Below are 16,616 nucleotides of genomic sequence, written 5' to 3'. Positions count from 1 at the left end.
CCGTACCGCCGAAGGGCGCACCCTCCGGGAGATCCGTCGCTGCCTCAAGCGCTACCTCGCCCGCGACATCTACCGCCGCCTCAACACCGCCGCTCAGAATGAGCTCACCGGCGCTTGACAGACATAGGAGATTCAACGGCAGGCTCAAACACCCCCACGGATCCGCCCTCGGCTTCCGAGATCTCACGCACTGCATCGCCCGATCCCTGCTCGGGGCGGGTGGCTTCAGACCCCGCCTACACCCTGGAATGCGATGAGCCGTGGAAGTCGAGCGCTCCGCTTTCTTGAAACAGGAGCTTCGCAAGCTCGGGCTAGCAGATGCCGATGTGGAACAGGCCCTCACGGCGACCCCGATCCAGGCTGGGGTGGCGTTGGCGCAGCTCGATGCACTGGCCGACGCGACCATTTCGTTCGAGTCGCGCAAGTCTGCGTCGATGTCGTTCGCGGCCGGGCTGCCCGGTGGATTCGCGATGCTCGCGTCGATTCCTGCCGACATCACCCAGTACTACGTCCACGCCTTCCGTGTGATGCAGAAGCTCGCCTACCTGTACGGGTGGAAGGACTTCTTCGGGGACCTCGACGACGCGGATGACGAGACCATCGGCAAGTTCGCTGTGTTCCTCGGCGTCATGATGGGGGTTGGGGGTGCGGCGGGGTCGCTGGTCGGCTTCGCCAATCATGTCGCTCGACCCGCACTGCAGAAGCAGATCGCGAAGCAGGCGCTGACGAAGACGGCCTGGTACGGCCCGGTCAAGCAGACCCTGAGGCTCATCGGCATCAAGGTCACCAAGGACTCGTTCGCGAAGACCGTCAAGAAGACGGTGCCGGTAGCCGGCGGCATCCTCTCGGGCGGCATGACTCTTGCATCGTTGATGACGCAGGCAGGCCGGCTGAAGAAGTCGCTGCGCGAGCTGCCGCCTCCCGGCGTTGATGCGGCGGAGTACGCGGCGGCAGTTGCAGTACTCGACGCGGAGACCGCTGAGGAGCCGACCGGGGGCGCTCGCGAGGCGATTGGTGCTGCAACCAACGCTGCACGGTCCGGAACCGTGGCGGTCGCTGGAGCCGCAAGAGGCGTGGCCGGCGGAGCGGCGGCGCGCGTCAAGGGCATCGGCGGAGGGCTCATGGACCGAGCTCGGCGGCGTCGTGCTGATGAGGATGCCGTCAAGGGTGACGAGCCGGTCGAGGACGCCTGAACCGTTGAGCGGCGGGTTGCCCTGCGCGCAGTGCAATCCGCACCTCAGAGCATCTCGAGGGGCACCGGGCCGGGCGGGGCGGGGAAGGCGCGGTCGAGGTCGGCCAGGTCCTCCGGCGTGAGCACCAGGCGCAGGGCGCCCGCGTTCTCGCGCACGAGCTCGACAGACGCGGACTTCGGGATCGCCAGGACGTTCCCGGAGCGGATGCACCAGGCGAGCGCGACCTGCGCCGGAGTCGCCTCGTGGCGTGCCGCGACCTCCTCGAGCACGTCTGCGCCCCGGGTCTCGAACAGCCGCGCCTGCTCGAGCGGCGAGTACGCCATCACCGACATCCCCGCCGCAGCCGCGGCCGGGAGCACCTCCACCTCGGGGCCGCGCCGGGCGAGGTTGTAGAGCACCTGGTCGGTGACGCAGGCGTCGCCGCCGGGCACCGCGGCCAGCTCCCGCAGATCTTCGGCATCGAGGTTGGAGACGCCCCACGACCCGATCAGCCCCTCGGCGACCAGCGCCTCGAACCCGGCGACGGTCTCCGCGAGCGGATGCGTGCCGCGCCAGTGCAGCAGGTACACGTCGATCCGATCGGTCCGCAGGCGCTCGAGGCTGCGCTCGCACGCCCGCCGCACCCCGTCGGACGAGGCATGGTGCGGGTACACCTTGCTCACCAGCACGGCGTCATCGCGTCGCCCGACGAGGGCCTCGCCGACGACCTCCTCCGCGCCGCCGTCGGCGTACATCTCCGCCGTGTCGATCACCGTCAGCCCCGCATCGAGGCCCGCGCGCAGCGCCGCGACCTCCTGCGAGCGCGGCGCGCGCCCCTCGCCCATGTACCAGGTGCCCAGACCGATGGCGGGCACCTGCCGTCCTGCGAACTCGATCGTCTGCATGGGCGCCAATCTAACGATGCGGTCCGACCGTCGACCCGGGTGCGAAGCCGGGAGAGGGGATCGGTGACCGGACCGCGGCCCGACCGCTCGGACGGCCGGGCCCGGGCGCGCCCGGGCCCGGATTGCTAGCGTCGAGGGTATGGCTGACACGAAGAAGATCCTGATCCTGTCCACCGACTTCGGCGTCGAGAGCGCCGAGATCGTCCAGCCCGCGACGAAGCTCCGGGAGCTGGGCCACGACGTCGTCGTCGCCACGCCCTCCGGCGAGGACGTCCAGACCTTCGTCGACGACCGCGACCGCGGCGAGGTCTTCGCCGTCGACGCCGCCCTCGCCGACGCGCAGGGGCCCTTCGACGTGATCGTCCTGCCCGGCGGCACCCTCAACGCCGACGCCGCCCGCCTCGACGAGGGAATCCGGTCGATCGTCGCCGACCAGGCCGAGGCCGGCCGCGCCGTCGCGGCCATCTGCCATGCACCGTGGATCCTCGTCGATGCGGGCGTGGCCGAGGGCAAGACGCTCACCGGCTACGACTCGGTGCGCATCGACCTGGCCAACGCCGGAGCGAGCGTGGTCGACGAGGAGGTGAAGGTCTGCACCGCGGGCGGCTGGACCCTCATCACCTCCCGCACCCCCGCGGACCTCGACGCGTTCATCTCCGCGATCGACGCGCTCTGACGGCAGGCAGCACGCCACCCGTGCGGGGGCTGCGCATGCCGCATCAGGGGGCCGTCGTGCTCGTGAAGCGCTCGCGGTACTCGCTCGGCGTGATGCCAAGACGCTTGCGGAAGGTGCGGCGCAGGCTCTCATCGGAGCCGAAGCCCGCCTCGAGCGCGGCCGTCGTCACCGCCGCGCCCTCCAGCAGCAGGGACTGCGCCCGCTCCATCCGCAGCGTCTCGAGCCAGTGGCCGGGCGTGGTCCCCATCTGCGCGGTGAACAGACGGGCGAGCTGGCGTGCGCTCAACGAGACGTCGGCCGCCAGTGCGTCCAGCGGCCCGGCGTGTGCCGGGGCCTCGGCCATGCGGTCGAGGACCCGTCTCAGCCGCGGATCGATCCCGTCCGGGACATCCGCCCGCCGGGCGAACTGGAGCTGACCCGCCGGTCGGCTCATGTGCATGACGAGCTCGCGGGCGACGGCACGGGCGCGGTAGGCGCCGCGGTCGTGCTCCACGAGGGCCAGCGCCAGGTCGATGCCCGCGGAGATCCCCGCGGAGGTCCAGCAGGGGCCGTCCGAGACCTGGATCAGATCGGTCTCGACGTGCACGCGCGGATACCGCCGACGCAGCGCCTCGGCGTGGCGCCAATGCGTCGTCGCACGACGACCGTCGAGGAGTCCCAGCTCGGCGAGGACGAACGCCCCTGTGCACACCGCGGCGACGCGAGAGGAACGGGCGACGAGGTCGCCAGCCGCCGAGAGCAGATCCGCGGGCAGAGGGGAGCCGGCCAGCAGATCACCGCCGGGCACCAGGACCGTGTGGAGGTCCGGGGCGTCCGCCACCGGGACGGTGCCCGCGAGGGCCAGGCCGTTCGAGGCCGTGACCGTCCCGCCCCGAGCCGAGAGCATGGTGATGCGGTACCCGCCGGCACGGGCGAGCACCTCCGCCGGTCCGGACACGTCCAGGAGCGTGACGCCGTCATAGCCGATGATGCCGACCGCACCGCCGACCAGCGCTTCGAGATCGACGGCGCGGACATCCCCCGGGACTTCCTCGCACGCCACTCGGTGAGCGGTGAGGCCGCCGATCGCGTCTGGACCGCGATCGCCCTGCACACGACCCCGGAGATCCCCCTCCACATGGCACCGGAGATCGAGCTCGTGACGCGCGGCGTCGAGCTCGACGTCCTGGGCATCGGCTACGACGCCATCAGCGACGAGCAGCGCGCCGCCGTGGTCGCCGCCCACCCGCGCCCGGACTTCAAGAACGGCATCCTCGCCGCCTTCACCGACGGCATCCGGCACCGGCCGGAGACCACCTTCGGCAACGTGAAGGCGGACGTCCTCGAGCACTTCGTCCCCGGGTTCCGGCGCGGCGACTTCGTGGAGGTCATCCAGGGTTCCGACTGGCCGGAGTGAGGCCCGGGCCCGCGCTCACGATCCGGCGCACAGCCCTGCCTGGCCGTCGATGAGCGCTGCAGGGCGTCACTCGACCCCGGGCCGTCGCCGCTGCGCCTTCGTCGCGCCCCGCTGCCGCTTGGCCTCGAGACGGCGGCGCTGCGAGCCCCGGGTCGGCTTCGTGCGGCGCCGGGGGATCGGCGGCACGAGGGCCTCGCGCAGCAGGCCCGCGAGGCGCTCGCGCGCGGCGGCGCGGTTGCGCAGCTGGGAGCGCTGCTCGGAGGCGGTGACGGTCAGCACCGTCCCGGACAGACGCGGAGCGAGCGCCGCGAGAGCCCGCTCGCGCTGGCTGTCGGACAGCGCGGCCGTCGTCGCCAGGTCCCAGCTCAGCTGCACGCGCGAGTCGGCCGTGTTGACGCCCTGCCCGCCCGGCCCGGAGGCGTGCGAGAACTGCTCGAGCAGCTCCGCGCCGGGGATCACGAGTCCGCGCGGAGCGCCCGGCCCCGGGGCCACGCGCAGATCTTCCACGACCGGATTCTCCCGCACCCCGATGACTCCTGCACCCGGGTGTCCCCGCCTCGTCGGGCCCCGTCCTCGCGCCGCACGGTCGATGGGGAGAGCTCCCCGGGGACCGCTGCCCATCGACCGCGGCGCCCTCCGTGCCTAGGGTCGGATCAACGCCAGCGGGAGCGTGCCGCATCGCAGCGGCGCACGGGCATGAGGGGGAGCCATGGGAATGCGCACGTCCACCAGGGGACCGGGCCGGATCGCGGTCCTCGCCAGCGCTGCGGCGCTCGCGCTGTCGGGCTGCGCGCTCATCCCGTTCGCGCCGGGCGGGGGATCGCGTTCGGGGGCTGAGGTCGGCCCCGATGATGTCATCACGCTGAGCGGAGCATCGTTCTCGATCTTCGGCCAGTACGGGTCCTGGCGGACGGTCGTCGACGCCGACTCCGTCACCTACTCCTTCACCCTTCCCGACGGGGCCGTCGTGGCCGAGATCCCCGCCGAGCTCGAGGCCGAGGACCGCGACTGGATCGAGCGGATGGCCGGGGAGTACCTGGACTGGGAGAGGACCAACCCGCAGGGAGACGACTACGTCTGCATGGACGCCCCCTCGATGACGGTGGCGGTCACCGGCTCGATGGCCCATGAGTCGACGATGGAGCTGTGCGGTGGCACCGAGCCGCTGGACCGCCTGCGGGACGCCGTGGACGATGCCGAGAGCCCGCTGGTCGAGGAGCTCGTCCGCCCCTACGACGAGGTGACCTACGAGATCATCCCGTGGAGCGCGGATGGCCGCGGCCCCGACCCCGCCGCGCCCGTCGAGCGCTACCATCTCGCCCGGGCCGAGTACGGGGAGGGCATGCCCGCCCGGGCGGAGAACGCACCCGCCGGGTGGGGCCAGGGACGTACACCGGTGACGGGCGTGCACTGGGCCGATGGAAGCTCCGAGGACGGCGTGAGCCTGGGCTGGGACGGGACCGCCACCGTGCTGCAGGCCACGGCCACCATGATGATCGGCCACGAGCAGCTCGGCTGCAGCGACCAGACGGGGCAGATCCGCGTGGCCAAGGAGGGATATCCGGCGGGCACGCTGTGGACCGAGAGGATCTGCGCAGGCGAGCCGACGGAGGACCTCGTCGCGGCGCTGCGCGGACTCTGACCGCGGCGAGCTGACCCCACCGCCTTACCGCAGCGGCCGCACCCACCGCGATCGCGCCCACCGCGATCGCACTGCCACGGTGTCCGCGACCGCAGTACCGCGCCGAGCCCGAGCCCTCCCAGCGGACTCCGGGGTGCCGAGGCATACGGTGGCCCGATGCGTGCACTCGCCTTCACCCGGTACGGCGGCCCCGAGGCCCTCTCCCTGCTCGACCTCCCCGCACCCGCGGCAGACCCCGGACGGGTGCTGATCCGCACCGCTGCGGCCGGGCTGAACCCGGTCGACGTCCTGCAGCGGAGCGGCACCTTCAAGGCACTGGCGCCCTACCGCTTCCCGAAGATCGCCGGGAACGAGCTCAGCGGGACCGTCGAGGCGGTCGGCCCGGGCGTCGACGCCGTCGCGCCCGGTGACGGCGTGATCGTCCGGGTCGACACCGCGGAGCTGGGCGCCTTCGCCGAGCTCGTCTCCGTCGCCGCCGAGCACGTCGCGCTCGCCCCGACCTCGATCCCGCTCGTGGACGCGGCCGGGCTCCCGCTGGCCGGGCTCACCGCCCAGCAGGCCCTCGGGTCCGAGCACCTCGCCGCCACCGCCCGCGACCGCCTGCTCATCACCGGTGCCGCGGGCGGTGTGGGGCAGATCGCCGTGCAGCTCGCGAGAATCATCGGCGCCGATATCACGGTCACCGCCTCCCCGGCCGGTGCTGACCTCCTGCGGGGCCTCGGGGCCGACCACGTCATCGACTACCGCGCGCGGCGCGTCTCCGACGGGCCCGAACGCTTCACGAAGGTCCTCGACCTCGTGGGCGGCGACGGCCTGGAGGACCTGCTGGGCAGCGTCGAGCGCGGCGGGCGCGTCGTGACGCTCTCGGGGCCGCCCAGCCCCGGCAGCCTCGCGGACGTCGCCGTCCCCGCGCGCCGTCCCATCGCCGCACTCGCCGCGCGCCTGCAGAGCCGGGGCATCCGCGGTCGGGCCCGTGCCGCCGGCGTCTCCTACGAGTTCTTCCTCATGCACCCCGACGGCGCGGGTCTCGCCGAGCTCGCACGCCTGGTCGACGCCGGACGCCTCACCGTCCCGATCGACAGCCGCTTCGCGCTCGCCGACCACCGTGAGGCCTTCGCCCGCCTCGAGTCGCGTCGCGCCAAGGGCAAGGTGCTCGTCGAGTTCTGACCGCCGCCGTCCCGTCGCCCGAGCGCGGCCCGACAGCGCGGCGGGATCGCGCGGGTGGATTGCGCATTACCCAGCGGGGAGGACCGGTCGGGCGCTCGTGATCAGGAGTTGCCCGACGCGAGCCGCTCGCGCTGCCGGATCGCCCAGGCCGGATCGTCCGAGCTGATCGAATCGGCCCCGGCCTCGAGACCGCGCCGCAGCTGATCTTCCGTGTTCGCGGTCCACACGTTGACCTCGAGCCCGAGGCCGTGGGCGCGGGCGACGTCCGCGGCTGAGACATGGTCGACGTCCAGGGCCACGCCGTGCGCCCCGAGGTCGTGCGCCAGGGCCACGGCCGCGTCGCCGTGATCGGCGACGAGCACCACGGGCGTTCCCGGTGCCAGCTCGCGGACCGTGGCCAGCGCCTCGGGGTGGAAGGAGATGACGGCGACGTCCTCGCGCTCGGTGACGAGACGGCAGACCGCCGCGGCGGCATCGGGCGCCTTGACCTCGACGAGCAGGCGCGGCGCGCACTGCGGGGGCTCCGTCGGGCTCTGCGCGGGCTCCGTCGGGCTCTGCGGCCCGGTCTCATCCAGCAGGGCCAGAAGCTCCTCGAGGGAGGGGACGACCTCGCCCCGCGGCAGGCGCACCTCGTCGAGCTCGGCCCGCGTCAGCTCCGCCAGCGCACCCGTCCGCCGCGGGGAGGACGCATCGGCGGTGCGGTCGATCGTCGCATCGTGCATCACCGCCACATGACCGTCGCGGGTCAGATGCACATCGCATTCGAGCGTATCCGCGCCGTCGGCCAGGGCGCGTCGGAAGGAGCGCAGCGTGTTCTCCGGCTCGAGGAGCGCCGCGCCGCGGTGCCCGACCACACGGGGGCGCAGCCCGCGCGCGGAGGCGGGGGATGGTGCGTCGGTCTGCTCCGCTCCGGGGGCAGGGCGCCGGCGTCCGTTCGTCGTCATGACCGTCCTCTCCTCATCGTCCTCCCGAGGCGTCCGCGGCCTGGGCGTCTCCACTCTCGCACCGTGAGGACCTCGGCGGCCATGGAGCAGCGGCAACGACCCGCCCTGGCGCATCGGGCACACTGTGGCGGAGGGCCGCGGGATGCCGCCGGACCCACGCACACCAGGAGGTCGGCATGGCGCAGGAGCGCTCGGAGCAGCAGGCTCTCTCGGAGGGCTCGGAGGTGCACTCCGAGCCCGGGCAGTCACCCGAGGTCGTGACGGCCGGGGCCGTCGACCAGGGCCGGGACGCCGGGACCACCGGCGCCACTGCGACGCGGGTGCCCCTCACCGACCGTGCCGCCTCCCGCGGCGGCAAGCCCGGAGCAGCGGCGGTGCTCGACGGACCGCGCGTGAAGGTCGTGTCCTTCGAGTTCGCCGCAGGGGACGTGCTGGCCGACCACGCCGCCCGCCACCCCGTGCTGATCCAGGTGATCCGCGGGCGCGTCGACTTCACGTTGCCCGACGGCCCGATCGAGCTGGGCCCGGGCGAGCTGCTGCACCTGGAGCCCATGCTCCGTCACGCGGTGCGCGCTATCGAACCGACCACGTTGACGGTGACGATGCTGCTGCCGGAGGCCTGACCACAGCTTGCGGTGGCTGGGTGCCCGACCACGCTTCTGCAGCGCGGGACGCCCATAGAGCACCGGCGTCGGCGCCTCCCCTCAGTGCGCCCGCACGATCCCGCGGGGCAGTGCCATGCGGCGGGCGCAGGCCACGACCCAGACCGCGCCGGCCAGGGCGACACCGCCGATCGCCGCGATGGCCGTGCCCTCGGTGGCGACCGAGACCAGGCCGGAGATGAGCAGCGGCCCGCCGAGCGCCCCGATGTTGTTGAACAGCGCCCAGACGCCCAGGAAGCGACCCCGGCCGACGGCGGGGGAGAGATCCGCCCCGATCGTCATGTTCACGCCGGCCCCCAGCCCGTTGCCGACGGACATGACGACCACGGCACCGGCCATGCCCGCCACCCCCGCGACCGCGGTCAGCGGCACCAGCAGCAGGAACCCGGTGCCGTAGATCGCCAGGCACACGGTGAGGATGATCGAGCGGCCCAGGCGGTCCTTGAGGCTGCCGCCAGGGACCATGCACACGATCTCGATCGCTGCGCCGGCCGCGACCAGCAGCGCGATGTGGGAGGCGTCGAGGCCCACGTGCACGCCCCATAGCTGCACCAGCACCGGCTGGGAGGCGCGGGCGACCGACAGGGTGCAGATCGCGATCCCGGCCAGGAGCACGCGCGTCCAGTCCACGTCGAGCCGCCCGCGGGCCGCGCGCGGGGCGGGGGCGTCCGCGGCGGGGACGGGAGCCGGCACAGGATCCGCGATGTCTGATCCCGCCGTCGCGGGAGCGTCCGCGTCCGGGTGGGGCGCAGCGCTCGGTGCCGGCTTCTCGAGGCGGCCGCCGAGGGCGGGGGAGTACAGCACGAGCATCGCGAGCACGGCGCAGCCCACGCTCAGCACGTACACCGACCACAGGGGCAGCGCGAGCAGCAGCAGGCCGCCCAGCAGGGGACCGATGAGGGCGCCGATGCGCATGGTCCCGCCCAGCCCCGTCATGGCCCGCCCCACCTCGTCGGGCGCGACGTGCTCGGCGGTGAAGGCCTGGCGGGCGAGCCCCCAGACGTTCAGCGCGGGGGCGCGCAGCAGGGCGGAGGCGATGAACGCGGCGAGGGCGACGGGGCCGCCGAGAATGAGCGCGATGATCGCGACGATCTCGGTCGCGGAGGCGAAGACGGTGGCCAGCAGCATTGCGCGGCGGTCGCCGATGCGGTCGATGAGGCGGCCCGCCGAGACCGTCGAGACGAGCCCGATGGCGCCCGCGCCCGCGACCGCGAGGGCCGCGACCGAGCCGGAGGCCCCGAGATGCATCGCGGCGACGACCTGCACGGGGACGGTCGCTCCGGCGGCGACGCCCAGCAGCGTGGAGGGCGCGTAGACGGGCCAGAGCAGACGACGGTAGATCGATCCGCTCGGCATGCGGACCCCTTTTATCTCGACGTCAAGACAATACGCCTCGCGGGGTGCCGGATGCGGTAGGCGGGGGTGGTGTGCCGCTCACAGTCGCGGGGAGCTCAGGCGGCGGGTGCCGCGTCCTCCTCGTCGGACGGCTTCCCGCTCTCGTCGCGCAGGCGCGGCTCGGCCCGGTACTCGGGCCGGTAGCCGGACTTGTCGGCGTAGAACGCGCGGATGCGGTCCATGTCGGCGGCCACATCGCCCGTCAGCTCGATGGTCGGGCCCAGCCCCACCGTGCGCGTGGTCCGGTCCACGTAGCCGAGGGTGACGGGCATGCCGGTCGCCCGCGCGATCCGGTAGAAGCCGGACTTCCAGTGCCCCGTGTTGGTGCGCGTCCCGTCGGGCGTGACGACCAGACCGAAGGTCTCGCCGGCGCGGATGCGCGCGAGCACATCGCCCACGACGTTCTGCGGGGCCGTGCGGTCGACCGGGATGCCGCCGAGCGCCCGCATGATCGGCCCGTGCCAGGAGCGGAACAGCGTGTGCTTGCCCAGCCAGCGCACATCGATCCCCAGGCGCCAGGCGATCCCGAGCATGAAAGCGAAGTCCCAGTTGGACGTGTGCGGCGCGCCGATCAGCACGGTCGGGCGCTCCGGCTTGGGCTCGGTGACGAGCCGGAAGGGGGCGATCACCCAGAAGGCGCGGGCGATGAGGCGACGGATCATGCGCTCACCGTAGAGCACGCGGGGTCCGCCGACCGCACCGCTCGGTCAGGCGGCGCCGTCGGAGGCGGGCCAGGCGTTGATGCGGCATCCGCCCAGGTCCATGCTCTGCTGCAGCATCACCGGCGCCGCGCGCCCGGCACCGGGGCAGTCGACGTGGTGATGTCCCAGGTAGTGGCCCACTTCGTGATTGACCATGTACGCCCGGTACTCGGCGGTGTCGGAGTACGTGGGGGTGCGGTGCAGCCAGCGGTCCGAGTTCAGCATCACGTCCCCGCCCTGCCGGCAGTTCCAGGTCCCGCGGGTCTTCGCCGGTCGGCACAGGGCGTCGACCGTGGGAGGCGAGGCCAGGGAGATCACCAGATCGGCCTGCTCGGGGTCGGCGATCTGCTGGAAGGCGACGCCGTCGACGGCCAGCCAGCCGCGCTGGTCGGCCAGGGTCCTCATGATCTCGCCCGACGCCTCCGTCGCGTCGATCCCGATGCCGTTCTCAACGCGGATGGCGACCGTGCGGGTCGAGGCGGCCGGGGGAGCGGGGGTGCCGTCGGGAGCGGCGACCGTCCAGGTGCCGTCGCCGACCGGGCCGGAGTGGACCATCTCGGCGGTGTCCGCCGCGGGGAGATCGGCCGCGGCGTCGGCGCCCTGCTCGGCCGCGGGGTCGGTGGCGGGCTCCTCCGCGGGGGCGGCGCCGCCGTCCGACGCTGCGGCGGGAGCAGCGGTCGGGGACGGCGACGGCTGCGCGGATGTCGACGCGGACGGCTGCGCCGATGCCGGGGCGGTCGTCGCCGTCGACGGGGCGGTGCTCGCCGCCGACGGGCCCGCTGCGGCGCCCAGCGCCCGACGACCCAGCCCGACCAGCAGGGCGGCCACGAGCACGAGCGCGAGCAGGACCACGATGGTCCGCACGAGGCGGCCGCGACGGGTCAGGACCAGGCGGCGACGGGGCGGGGCGGCGGGCACGACGTCAGGCTAGAGCCGTGCCCGCCCCCGCCCCGCGAGGCGCGCGGGGCGTGCTCGGCCACGTCAGTCCACCTGCAGCTCCGCCATCGGCCCCCAGCCGTCCGCGGCGACCTGATCGGAGACGATCTGCGGGGTCGCGGACAGGTACTGCGGGAACTCCTCCTGCATGGTGCGGAAGTGATCGGAGTCGACATGGGCGGCGGCGCCGTCGTCCTCGAACGCCTCGATGAGCACGTACGTGCACGGGTCCTCGACGCTGCGGGACCACTCGAACCACTTGTTCCCCGGCTCGGCGAGGGTGGCCTGCGTGAACGCCCGGGCGATCTCGGGCCAGGCATCGGCGTGCTCGGGCTTCACGGGGAACTTGACGTTGATGAGGATCATGGCGGTGCCTCGTCTTCCTGCGCGGGGGCGGTCGGTTCTGGGGACGGATCGGTTCTCGGGACGGCGGAGCGGCGAGCGACCCGCCGGGCGGGCGGACCGATGACGACGCGATCGCGATGCGCGTGCGCGATGTCGCGATGCATGGTCGCCTGCGGGCCCGCGCGTCCCGCCCCCATGATGCACCAGGAGCCGTGCGGACACGTACCCTCATGCCATGGCCGAGGGATCCCGCATGAGCACCGCCGGGCCCGAGCTGCCCGGACTCGATGACCTCTTCGACGCCGACCGGCGCGAGGGGCCCGCCGAGCAGCTGCGTGCCCTGCGCGACGTGCTCGTGCGCCTCCCCATGCTCGGCGCGTTCAACGCCTCCCTCGTCCACGCCCAGCTGCCGGGAGCGCACTACGTCGCCACCCGCGCCCAGTGGCGGCGGGACTTCGCCCGCGAGGTCCGCCCCGGGGCGCGTCCGCTCGTGGTGCTGCGGCCGTATGCGCCCGTCGACTTCGTGTTCGACGTGAGCCAGACCGACGGACGCCCGCTTCCGGAGGGGATCCTCGCCCCGTTCCGTGTGCGCGGGCCGGTCACCGCCGACGGCGTCGCCTGGTTCGAGAGCCTCCTGCCGCGCCGCGGGATCGCCGTGGCGGCAGCGCCGGTCAGCGGATCGGAGACGGCGACGGACCCCGGTGCGGGCGGGGCGCCGGACCCGGACGCGAGCGGGGCGCTGGACCCGGACGCGAGCGAGGCGATGGACGGGCAGGCGCGCCTGCTGGATCCGCCGGAGACAGCCGAGATCGCGCCGGGGCGCATCGTCGAGCAGCGCCACGTGATCGTGCTCGATGCCGCGCTCGCGCCCGCAACGCGCCTGGCGACGCTGTTCCGCGAGCTCGGCCATGTGCTCTGCGAGCACCTCCCGCATCCCGCGGACGCCGCGGGCGGACGCTCCCGCCGCCGCGACCTGACCGGCGTCGGGGAGGCCCAGCGCGCGCTCGAGGCCGAGTGCACCGCCTGGCTGCTGTGCGAGCGCCTGGGACTCGCGGTTCCCGCGGGCGAGCACCTGAGCGCGCTCCTCGCCGACGACGCCGACGCCCCGCCCTTCTCGGTCCACGCGGTGGTGCGGGCGGTGAACTCCATCGAGTCCTGGGCCCGCGGGCTCGAGACGCTCGCCCGGCGCATTGCGGGTGACCCCGCTCCCGATGACCAGGTGGACGCGCACCCCGAGCAGGGAGCCTTCGACCTCGAGGCGCTGCGGGGCGAGGGAACGGCGGACGACGCGGATGCGGCGGGCATCGCGGATGCGGCGGGCGACGAGGACGCCCCGGGCGCGGCGAGCGACCTCACGGGCTGACGGGCGCGGTCCCGCCTGGCCCTGCCCGATCTCAGAAGCTGAAGCCCGAGAACAGCAGCAGGGCCAGGCACAGGCCCACGACGAGGTTCACGACGGTCGCGGCCGCGAAAACGAGCACGGGCCGCCAGCCCGCCTCCCGCGCGGACCCGGCGTGGAACTCGATCCCGATCGCGACGAAGGCGAGGGTGAGCGCCCAGGTCTGCAGCTCCTTGGCGGCATCGAGGCGAGGCTCTAGCACCGCCTCCGGGAGCGTCGCGTGCAGCACCGCCGCGGCGATCGACGCGAGCAGGAAGCCCAGTACGAACTTGGGGAAGCGGTCCCACAGCATCGCGAGCGACCGACGGTCCAGGACCGAGCGCTGAGCGCCCGCCGCGTCGCCGTCGGCCCCCGCGGTGCCGGCGCGGAAGGCGAAGTACAGGGTCAGCAGCACGGCCACCACGCCCAGCAGGGCGTTCTGCGTGACCTTGACGATCGAGGCGATCTGCAGCGGATGCTCGCCGGCGACGGTCCCCGCCGCCGTGACCGCGGCGGTCGTGTCGATGTTCCCGCCGATCCACGCGCCCGTGACCGCCGGCGGGAGCCCCATGAGCGATGCCAGCCAGGGCAGCAGGAAGATCGACGGCACCGCGAAGACGATCACCAGGGTCGCCGTGTACGCGAGCTGCTCCTTGCGGGCCTGCACAGCCCCGGCCGCCGCGACCGCCGCGGAAACCCCGCAGATCGACAGGGCCGAGGCGAGCAGGGCCCGCAGCCGGTCATCGAGCCCGAGCACGCCCGCGAACCACCAGGTGAAGGCGAAGACGGCGGCGATCAGCAGGACGGCCTGCAGGACGGCGGGGCCGAAGGCGCGGGCGATGATGCCCAGGTCGATGGACGCGCCCAGCAGCACGAGGCCGATCTTGATGAACAGCTCGGTGCGGAACGCCGCCGTCATCCGGGCGCGGACGCCGGTCAGCGACAACGCCGCGTTGCCGAGGAAGCCCAGGGCGATCGCGTAGACGGGGTACTCGATCGCCTCGGCGATCGACCCGACGGCAGTCCCGCTGGTCCACTCCGGGACGCTGCGGACGAGCCACTGGGCGCACCCCGCCAGGGCCAGGACGACGACGGCTCCTGCCAGGGTCCATGCCCCGGTGCGCGGGGCGGGAGGGGTCCGGTCCGCCGTGGTCTCGTCCAGGCGCTCCTCGGCGGCGGTCGAAGCGCCGTTGCGCGCGGTCACGGGATGAGCTCCGGAGCGATCACGCCGGCCAGGCAGCCGACCAGCAGCAGCAGGCCGATCACGGTGGCGATCCAGTCCTCCGAGAGGGAGAAGCGACGGTGATCGTCGGGGTACTCAGGACGTGCGGGCATTCTCGCTCCTGGGGATCGGGGGCGGGAGGGACCGGGGGGTCGCCGCCATCGTAGGGACGGCTCCTGGACGCCGATCGAAGGGTGTGCACGGGCGGCGTCAGGTCTTCGCCGGACCGTCACCGCGCGGCCACCGTGCCGTCGTGCGGGAGCACCCGCCGCCGACCGCCCGGTCGCGCCCAGCGCGAGAACTCGATCGTGCGCAACCCGCAGGTGCTCAACCAGCTCGGCGCCGGCGGCACCATCGCGCTCAGCAACGTCCACGCGCTCGCCGGGCACGCCGACACCCTCCTGATCGGCGGCACCGGCCTGCTGGCCGCGACCATCCAGTTCGCCTCCGCCGTCGCCTTCACCGACGTGCCCCCGCTGGCCACGCTCGTCGAGGAGTACGACGCGATCATCGTCCCGCAGGACTCCCCGCACCAGAACCTCGAGTCCCTCCTGAACGCCTGGCGCGCGGACCCGCACGCGCTGCCGGTCAGCGGCGGCGGCTCCTTCGACCAGCTCGTCGTCACCGACCTCGCCGTGAAGGCCGGGATCCCCGGTGCCGAGCTCAACTACATCTCCTCCGACGGCGGCGGCGAGGTCGTCGCCGCCCTCATGAACGGGACCGTCCAGGCCGCCGCCTCCGGTCTGCCCGACACGCGCGACCAGATCGAGTCCGGGCGCCTGCGGGCCCTCGCGCTCGTGGCGAAGGAGCGCATCGACGGCTTCGACGTGCCCACCACGGTCGAGCTCGGCTACGACGTGACGCTGTCGAACTGGCGCTCCATCTCGGCCCCGCCCGGACTGACCGACGCCGAGTACGAGGAGCTGCGGGCGATCGTGCTCGAGACCATCGAGACCCCCGAATGGGCCGAGGCCGTCGAGCGCTTCTCCTGGACCGAGAACGTGCAGACCGGCGAGGAGCTCGACCGCTTCCTCGCCGACCAGGACCAGCAGATCCGCACCCTGTTCGAGGAGATGGGCGCATGAGCACCGCATCCCGCCTGCGCGCGGTCGAGGACCGCCGGGCCCCCATCCACCTGCTGCGCGAGCTGACGATGCCGCTCGTGCTCGCCGCCGTCGTCGTCTACCTCGTGATCGGGATGGTCACGATGGACGTCCCCTCCAACGCGGACTTCCCCGGGCCGCGGTTCTTCCCCGCGATCATCGCCGGCGTCATGGCCCTGCTGATCGTCATCCAGACCGTGACGGCGGTCCGGCAGTGGCGCGCCGGCACCCTCGTCGAGCTCGGCGAGGACGACGACCAGCGCCGTCAGAGCGACCTCGTGGTCGAGGCCGGCACCCGTGCGCGCCTGGACGTGATGGCCCTGGCATGGCTCGTCGGCTCCTTCGCCGCGTTCGCCCTGCTGCTCGAGATCCTCGGCTGGGTCATCGCCGCGGGCCTGCTGTTCTGGTGCATCGCCCACGCGTTCGGGTCCCGGCGCCACCTGCTGGACCTGGTGGTGGGGCTGACCGTCTCCTCGGTCGCCTACATCGCCTTCGACATGCTGCTGGGGCTGTCCCTGCCCTCCGGCATCCTGGGATGGGGGTTCTGACATGGACGCGCTCGCCTCGCTGATGGAGGGCTTCTCCCACGCCCTCTCCCTCCAGAACCTCCTGTGGGTCGTCGTCGGCTGCCTGCTGGGCACCGCCGTCGGCGTCCTGCCCGGCCTCGGCTCCTCGATGGCGGTGGCCCTGCTGCTGCCGGTCGCCTTCGCGCTGGACCCGACGGCCGCGCTCATCATGTTCTCCGGCATCTACTTCGGCGGCCTCTTCGGCGACTCGACGATGGCGATCCTGCTGAACACGCCGGGCCAGGCCTCCGCGATCGCCTCGACGTTCGAGGGACACGCGATGGCCCGGGCGGGACGCGCCCCGCAGGCCCTGGCGACCGCCGCGATCGGCGCCTTCATCGGCGGCATGGTGGCTCTTCACAGATGACGGTGTAGTTCGGTTCTGAATCCTCCGGTGTCCAGTAGG

Annotated in this window: 19 protein-coding genes and 2 pseudogenes; 11 read left to right on the top strand and 10 right to left on the bottom strand. The window is 73.3% G+C overall.

The genetic code is table 11. The annotated features are described in order from the left end of the window. Together FM110_RS13660 and FM110_RS02385 are read left to right on the top strand one after the other, a co-directional pair. Positions 1–118 (top strand): annotated as a pseudogene (locus FM110_RS13660) (IS110 family transposase); the annotation flags it as partial. Positions 119–260: 142 nt separating this feature from the next. Next, a complete protein-coding gene (locus FM110_RS02385; RefSeq protein WP_087102302.1) occupies positions 261–1,193 on the top strand; it encodes a hypothetical protein in 933 nt (310 codons plus the stop codon). A gap of 44 nt (positions 1,194–1,237) precedes the next feature. Here the strand turns inward: FM110_RS02385 and FM110_RS02380 are convergent, their stop codons facing one another. Then, entirely contained in the window at positions 1,238–2,077 is an 840-nt protein-coding gene (locus FM110_RS02380) for an aldo/keto reductase (protein ID WP_087102300.1), read from the bottom strand. 139 nt (positions 2,078–2,216) lie between these two features. Here FM110_RS02380 and FM110_RS02375 point away from each other — a divergent pair, with 139 nt between their 5' ends. After that, the gene (locus FM110_RS02375; protein ID WP_087102298.1) at positions 2,217–2,753 is read left to right on the top strand and encodes a DJ-1/PfpI family protein; all 537 of its coding nucleotides are present in this window, start codon (positions 2,217–2,219) and stop codon (positions 2,751–2,753) included. Between the two features lie 43 nt (positions 2,754–2,796). Here FM110_RS02375 and FM110_RS02370 read toward each other — a convergent pair whose 3' ends face one another. Continuing rightward, the gene (locus tag FM110_RS02370; protein WP_234991848.1) at positions 2,797–3,795 is read right to left on the bottom strand and encodes a GlxA family transcriptional regulator; all 999 of its coding nucleotides are present in this window, start codon (positions 3,793–3,795) and stop codon (positions 2,797–2,799) included. A 3-nt stretch (positions 3,796–3,798) separates the two neighbouring features. Here FM110_RS02370 and FM110_RS02365 point away from each other — a divergent pair, with 3 nt between their 5' ends. Then, positions 3,799–4,149 (top strand): hypothetical protein, encoded by a 351-nt coding sequence (locus tag FM110_RS02365; RefSeq protein ID WP_200810147.1) that lies wholly within the window; start codon positions 3,799–3,801, stop codon positions 4,147–4,149. A gap of 66 nt (positions 4,150–4,215) precedes the next feature. Here the strand turns inward: FM110_RS02365 and arfB are convergent, their stop codons facing one another. Then, positions 4,216–4,656, bottom strand: a complete 441-nt coding sequence (arfB, locus tag FM110_RS02360) for an alternative ribosome rescue aminoacyl-tRNA hydrolase ArfB (RefSeq protein WP_087102308.1) — start codon at positions 4,654–4,656, stop codon at positions 4,216–4,218. Between the two features lie 202 nt (positions 4,657–4,858). Between arfB and FM110_RS02355 the strand changes: the two genes are divergently transcribed. After that, entirely contained in the window at positions 4,859–5,791 is a 933-nt protein-coding gene (locus tag FM110_RS02355) for a hypothetical protein (protein ID WP_143276219.1), read from the top strand. 156 nt (positions 5,792–5,947) lie between these two features. Then, positions 5,948–6,958: an NADP-dependent oxidoreductase gene (locus FM110_RS02350; RefSeq protein ID WP_087102294.1), complete on the top strand. Its 1,011-nt coding sequence runs from the start codon at positions 5,948–5,950 to the stop codon at positions 6,956–6,958. Between the two features lie 101 nt (positions 6,959–7,059). Here FM110_RS02350 and FM110_RS02345 read toward each other — a convergent pair whose 3' ends face one another. After that, a complete protein-coding gene (locus FM110_RS02345) occupies positions 7,060–7,902 on the bottom strand; it encodes a glycerophosphodiester phosphodiesterase (RefSeq protein ID WP_087102292.1) in 843 nt (280 codons plus the stop codon). Positions 7,903–8,078: 176 nt separating this feature from the next. Here FM110_RS02345 and FM110_RS02340 point away from each other — a divergent pair, with 176 nt between their 5' ends. Then, on the top strand, positions 8,079–8,525 hold the full coding sequence (locus FM110_RS02340; protein WP_143276218.1) for a cupin domain-containing protein: 447 nt from the start codon (positions 8,079–8,081) through the stop codon (positions 8,523–8,525). An 81-nt stretch (positions 8,526–8,606) separates the two neighbouring features. Here the strand turns inward: FM110_RS02340 and FM110_RS02335 are convergent, their stop codons facing one another. The 4 genes from FM110_RS02335 to FM110_RS02320 form a co-directional block, all read right to left on the bottom strand. Continuing rightward, a complete protein-coding gene (locus FM110_RS02335) occupies positions 8,607–9,920 on the bottom strand; it encodes an MFS transporter (protein ID WP_087102290.1) in 1,314 nt (437 codons plus the stop codon). A 95-nt stretch (positions 9,921–10,015) separates the two neighbouring features. After that, the gene (locus FM110_RS02330) at positions 10,016–10,621 is read right to left on the bottom strand and encodes a 1-acyl-sn-glycerol-3-phosphate acyltransferase (RefSeq protein WP_087102304.1); all 606 of its coding nucleotides are present in this window, start codon (positions 10,619–10,621) and stop codon (positions 10,016–10,018) included. A gap of 45 nt (positions 10,622–10,666) precedes the next feature. Beyond that, complete coding sequence (locus FM110_RS02325; RefSeq protein WP_087102288.1) at positions 10,667–11,578, bottom strand: DUF3152 domain-containing protein; 912 nt, start codon at positions 11,576–11,578, stop codon at positions 10,667–10,669. Positions 11,579–11,641: 63 nt separating this feature from the next. Then, complete coding sequence (locus FM110_RS02320; RefSeq protein WP_087102286.1) at positions 11,642–11,962, bottom strand: putative quinol monooxygenase; 321 nt, start codon at positions 11,960–11,962, stop codon at positions 11,642–11,644. A gap of 214 nt (positions 11,963–12,176) precedes the next feature. On the opposite strand from FM110_RS02320, the gene FM110_RS02315 reads away from it, so the two are divergent. Next, a complete protein-coding gene (locus FM110_RS02315) occupies positions 12,177–13,304 on the top strand; it encodes a hypothetical protein (protein ID WP_087102284.1) in 1,128 nt (375 codons plus the stop codon). 31 nt (positions 13,305–13,335) lie between these two features. Here the strand turns inward: FM110_RS02315 and FM110_RS02310 are convergent, their stop codons facing one another. Both FM110_RS02310 and FM110_RS14715 read right to left on the bottom strand, forming a co-directional pair. Beyond that, a complete protein-coding gene (locus FM110_RS02310; RefSeq protein WP_087102282.1) occupies positions 13,336–14,523 on the bottom strand; it encodes a YeiH family protein in 1,188 nt (395 codons plus the stop codon). Further along, entirely contained in the window at positions 14,520–14,654 is a 135-nt protein-coding gene (locus FM110_RS14715; protein ID WP_268802185.1) for a hypothetical protein, read from the bottom strand. The genes FM110_RS02310 and FM110_RS14715 overlap by 4 nt, the downstream gene beginning before the upstream one ends. Positions 14,655–14,849: 195 nt before the next feature. Between FM110_RS14715 and FM110_RS02305 the strand changes: the two genes are divergently transcribed. From FM110_RS02305 to FM110_RS02295, 3 genes and pseudogenes are all read left to right on the top strand, one after another. Then, the gene (locus FM110_RS02305) at positions 14,850–15,626 is read left to right on the top strand and encodes a tripartite tricarboxylate transporter substrate binding protein (protein WP_234991847.1); all 777 of its coding nucleotides are present in this window, start codon (positions 14,850–14,852) and stop codon (positions 15,624–15,626) included. Next, a complete protein-coding gene (locus tag FM110_RS02300) occupies positions 15,623–16,192 on the top strand; it encodes a tripartite tricarboxylate transporter TctB family protein (RefSeq protein ID WP_087102279.1) in 570 nt (189 codons plus the stop codon). Before FM110_RS02305 ends, FM110_RS02300 begins: the two co-directional genes overlap by 4 nt. Position 16,193: 1 nt before the next feature. Further along, positions 16,194–16,565, top strand: a pseudogene (locus FM110_RS02295) (tripartite tricarboxylate transporter permease); the annotation flags it as partial. Positions 16,566–16,616: the final 51 nt, after the last annotated feature.

It is taken from the genome of Brachybacterium nesterenkovii (genome assembly GCF_900163655.1).
Taxonomy (GTDB): Bacteria; Actinomycetota; Actinomycetes; order Actinomycetales; family Dermabacteraceae; genus Brachybacterium; species Brachybacterium nesterenkovii.
Note: the sequence above shows the minus strand (reverse complement) of the source record. Positions and strands in the feature narration are given on the sequence as shown.